Below are 4356 nucleotides of genomic sequence, written 5' to 3' on the forward strand. Positions count from 1 at the left end.
CACGAGCTGGCCCGGCGGCAGGGTGAGGGCTCCGGCGGCGATCTGCACCGACTGGGCCGCGCCCGGGGCCTCGGCCGCGACGAGACGGTCGGGCGACGCCGCGTTGTCGACGAACCACGCGTAGAGCGCCGCGTCGCCGCGGGCGGCCAGCTTCTGGCCCGGCGCGGGCCCGAGCACGAAGGCGTTGCGGACGTCCACCGCGTGCACGGAGGCGTTGACGCCCTCGGCCAGGCGGGTGGGAAACGCGCTCTGCGGATGCTTTCCGGCAGCGCAAGCGGTCACCAGCGGGGCGATGGCGAAGACGCCGGCGACGGCGGTGGCGAGCGCCCGGCGGCTGTTGCGGCTCACGGCGGCCTACTCTCCTTGCGGGTTATTCCGGGATGTTTCAACAGGCGCGCGAAACGCCACACGGAAGCGTAGCGGTAGCCGTGAGCGAGGAACGCGGGGGGCCGATGCGGTGCCCCCCGGGCCCGCCCGATGCCGGGAGCCGGGTCCGGGCGGGGAGCCGTTCAGAGGCGGCCCGAGGTCAGCTCGGGGTCTGGAGGGGGCGGAGGTCGACGGTGATGTCGCGGCCCGTCTGGAGGCCTCTGAGGATCTTACGGACGATGCGGTCGGTGCGGACCAGGACCGCGGTCAGCCCGCCGGCCCGGTACGTCGAGGAGAGCACCCGGTCGGGATCGTCGGCGACGAGGGCGGCACCGGGCGCGGCGCCCTCGGCGAGGCGCGCCACGTCGTCGTCGCTCTTGTCGCCGCGGTCGTCCGCGATGAGCCACACCTGGAGCCGCTGGTTTCCGGCTTGCCGGATGATGCCCTGCACGACGGCGTCGCATCCGCACTCACGGGGTACGACCAGGACGACTCCGGCAACGTTGATGAGCTCGGTCACCGGGATGGGTTTGTGACGGTAGATCACATTGCCGGCGGGCAGACCGCCGCCGACGTCACCGGGGCGCAGCCGCTGCGGCCCCGTCGGTGGCACCTGGATCGTCCGCGGGGTGGGACGGGGGGATATGACGGTCATCAACACGCCGCTGATGAGGGCGATGAGCACCGCGCTCGCGATGAAGGGGGCGGCGATGCCGTAGCGTGTGAAGGGTCGACCGGCGCGCTGCCAGCGCTCGCGGCGGCGCTGCTGCCGCAGCTCGCGCCGGTACGCGATGACGTCACGATCGAGCTCCCGAGCGTCGTCCGGTACGACGACGTCGACCTTGGGCAGCCCGTAGTCGTCATGGTCGCCGTGAAGCCCCACGCCACACCTACCTTCTCGGACCGCTGTGGCCGCGCGCGGACCCCCGGACCCCCGCGAGGCAGGGGCGGGCGACCCGCTGCGGATTCGTCCACCTCCAGTATGAGCCGCTTCCGCCGCTGTGTGCGCGGTGCGGGCCAATCCGATCCGCAGGTATGCCTATTGCACGCGATTCAACCTTTGTCAATACCCTAATTACCGTGCTGACCTGCGCATATGTCGAGAACGGCGGTTCAGAGGGTCCGTGCAGCGTGCTACCCTATCCATAGCGGAAGGGGTACTTGTCACATGACTTTCAAGGTCGGCGACACTGTCGTCTACCCCCATCATGGGGCTGCTCGGATCGAAGCCATCGAGACTCGTGCCATCAAGGGTCAGGACAAGACCTACCTGGTGTTGAAGGTCGACAAGGGCGATCTCACAGTTCGTGTCCCTGCGGAGAACGCCGAGCTGGTCGGCGTCCGTGACGTGGTAGGCCAGGAGGGGCTGGAGAGGGTGTTCGAGGTGCTGCGGGCACCTTACACCGAAGAGCCCACCAACTGGTCGCGACGCTACAAGGCGAACCTTGAGAAGCTCGCGTCCGGCGACGTCAACAAGGTCGCCGAGGTTGTCCGTGATCTTTGGCGGCGCGACAAGGAACGCGGCCTGTCGGCCGGTGAGAAGCGCATGCTGGCCAAGGCGCGGCAGATACTGGTCAGCGAGCTGGCGCTGGCCGAGAAGACCAACGAGGACAAGGCCGAGGCCCTGCTCGACGAAGTCCTCGCGGGCTGAAGATTTGGTAGCGCTTCCACGGGTGGGCGTCGGTGTCGACGTCCACCCGTTCGCGTCTGGTCGTCCGCTCCGGCTCGCCGGCCTCGACTGGCCCGGTGAGGGTGACGGCCTCGAAGGTCACTCCGACGGAGACGCGGCGGCCCACGCGATCTGCGACGCGCTGCTGACGGCCGCCGGCCTGGGCGACCTCGGTGCCGTTTTCGGCACGACCGACAAACGCTGGTCGGGCGCCCCGGGCATCGCCCTTCTCCAGGAGGTCCACCACCGCCTGGAAGAGTCCGGCTACTCCATCGGCAACGTGGCCGTCCAGATCATCGGCAACCGCCCGAGGGTGGCGCCCCGCCGCCACGAGGCGGAAAAGGCGCTGAGCGAGGCCCTGGGCGGCGCGGAGGTCGGCGTCTCGGCCACCACGAGCGACGGCCTGGGCCTCACGGGCCGCGGCGAGGGCATCGCCGCCTTCGCCACCGCTCTCGTCTACCGGTAACGCGCGAGACGCCGGCCGCGTCGCGATACCGGTCAGGCGGGCGACGGGTAGACCGTGCCGATGACGTCGCCGAAGCCGATCGGGTCGACGCCGGACGAAGGCGCCGTGGCGGTGATGCGCACGGTGTCGCCGTCCTCCAGGAAGACGCGTTTCGTGCCGTCGGGCAGTTCGAGCGGCTCGGTGCCGTTCCGCGTCAGCTCGATCAGGCTGCCGCGCTGGTCGCGCCGCGGGCCCGAGACCGTGCCCGAGGCCATCAGGTCGCCCGTGCGCAGCGCGGCGCCGTTCACCGTCGCGTGGGCGAGCTGCTGCGGCGCCGTCCAGTACATCCCGGCGAACGGCGGCCGGCTCACCATGTGCCCGTTCAGCTCGATCTCCAAGGTCACGTCCAGGCCCCACGGCTCGTCGCAGCGCAGGTACGGCAGCGGCTCGGGATCCTGCTCCGGCGGGCGTACGTGGGCGGCCCCCAGCGCGTCGACCGGGACGACCCACGGCGAGACGGACGTCGCGAACGACTTGGACAGGAACGGGCCCAGCGGCTGGTACTCCCACGCCTGGATGTCGCGTGCGCTCCAGTCGTTGACCAGCACGAAACCGAACACGTGGTCGCGGAACGCGCTCGTCGGCACCGACTGCCCGAGCGCCGACGGCACCCCGATCACGAACCCGACCTCGGCCTCGATGTCGAGCTTCGCCGTCGGCCCGAACACCGGCTCCGTCTCGCCCTTGCGCTGCCCCCGGGGCCGTACGATCGGCGTCCCCGACGGCACCACCGAGCCGGCGCGGCCGTGGTAGCCGACCGGCAGGCGGGTCCAGTTCGGCAGCAGCGGCCCGCCCCCGGGCCGCAGGATCCGCCCGAGGTTCGTCGCGTGCTCGCGCGAGGAGTAGAAGTCGACGTAGTCCGCCACCGCGAACGGCATGTGCAGCTCGACGTCGCTCATCGGATAGAGCGCGGGCTCGACCTCGTCGCGGTAGGAGATGTCGGTGAGCAGCGTGATGATGCGATCCCGCGTCGGCTGCCACACCGAGCGCCCGGCGGCCATGAAGAAGTTCAGCGATCCCGCGGCGAACCACCGCCGGTCGGCGAGCAGCCCGGCCCCCGCCAGCTCGGCCAGGTCGAGCACATGCTCCCCGATGGCCACACCGACCCGTGGAAGCTCACCCCGCTGGGAGAAAACGCCGTACGGAAGGTTGTTCACTCCGAAGCCGCTGCCCTCAGGCACGGGCACCCAGGTCCTCATCTCCTCAGCGTTCCCCTTCAGACCGGCTTTCACCAAGCCGCCCTGGCGTATTCCGGACATGCCCGATGGCCGCCGCCGGAGCCTCCCGGAACGGGCCGCGGTCGGCGGGCCGGCTCCATTCCGGCTGCGGAATCCTCCCCGGGCGTCGCCGGGGCGAGCGCATGCGCCCCGATGGCCACACCGGCCCGGGTCGTCCGGTCAGCCGCGGGGAGGGGTGGGACCGCTGCGGAACTTGCTCGACGGCGGGATCGCCTCCATGCCGGCTTCCGGGTCCTCGGCGCGTTCGTCGGCGTAGGCGTCGTCCTCGTCGTCCGTGGCCGTGGTCACGATCGGGATGCCGTCCGGCTTGGTGTCCGGCAGCTTGATCCCGTCCGGCTGGGTGTCGGTGAGGGACGTCCGGGGCTTCGGGCCGCCGACCAGCCTGACGTCGGTCGGCAGCGAGGTCCGGGCGACATAGCGGGGTCTGGGTTCCTCTTCGGCCGGCTGGGCGGACTGGTCGTTCACGGGTGCCTCCACGTCGGGTTCGGGCTCGGTCGCGTCTTCGGCGGGCGGGACGGCCGGAGACCCGGCGCGCCCGGTGGGCCGCTCCGGACGCGGCACGGCCCGGCCCGGGGCCG

Annotated in this window: 5 protein-coding genes and 1 pseudogene; 2 read left to right on the plus strand and 4 right to left on the minus strand. The window is 71.3% G+C overall.

Annotation, left to right across the window (positions count from 1 at the left end; genetic code table 11):
- Together ACFFNX_RS43480 and ACFFNX_RS43485 are read right to left on the minus strand one after the other, a co-directional pair.
- Nucleotides 1-348, minus strand: a pseudogene (locus tag ACFFNX_RS43480) (hypothetical protein); the annotation flags it as partial.
- A 178-nt stretch (nucleotides 349-526) separates the two neighbouring features.
- Nucleotides 527-1249: a hypothetical protein gene (locus ACFFNX_RS43485; protein WP_378212109.1), complete on the minus strand. Its 723-nt coding sequence runs from the start codon at nucleotides 1247-1249 to the stop codon at nucleotides 527-529.
- 285 nt (nucleotides 1250-1534) lie between these two features.
- On the opposite strand from ACFFNX_RS43485, the gene ACFFNX_RS43490 reads away from it, so the two are divergent.
- Complete coding sequence (locus ACFFNX_RS43490) at nucleotides 1535-2017, plus strand: CarD family transcriptional regulator (RefSeq protein WP_285568317.1); 483 nt, start codon at nucleotides 1535-1537, stop codon at nucleotides 2015-2017.
- A 22-nt stretch (nucleotides 2018-2039) separates the two neighbouring features.
- Entirely contained in the window at nucleotides 2040-2501 is a 462-nt protein-coding gene (gene ispF / locus ACFFNX_RS43495; protein ID WP_378212110.1) for a 2-C-methyl-D-erythritol 2,4-cyclodiphosphate synthase, read from the plus strand.
- Between the two features lie 32 nt (nucleotides 2502-2533).
- Here ispF and fahA read toward each other — a convergent pair whose 3' ends face one another.
- On the minus strand, nucleotides 2534-3739 hold the full coding sequence (gene fahA / locus ACFFNX_RS43500; protein ID WP_378212111.1) for a fumarylacetoacetase: 1206 nt from the start codon (nucleotides 3737-3739) through the stop codon (nucleotides 2534-2536).
- Nucleotides 3740-3937: 198 nt separating this feature from the next.
- The coding region (locus tag ACFFNX_RS43505) for a hypothetical protein (protein ID WP_378212112.1) at nucleotides 3938-4356 on the minus strand (419 nt) is incomplete at its 5' end.

The sequence above is a fragment of the Actinoallomurus acaciae genome, assembly GCF_042429965.1.
In the GTDB taxonomy this organism is placed as follows: domain Bacteria; phylum Actinomycetota; class Actinomycetes; order Streptosporangiales; family Streptosporangiaceae; genus Actinoallomurus; species Actinoallomurus acaciae.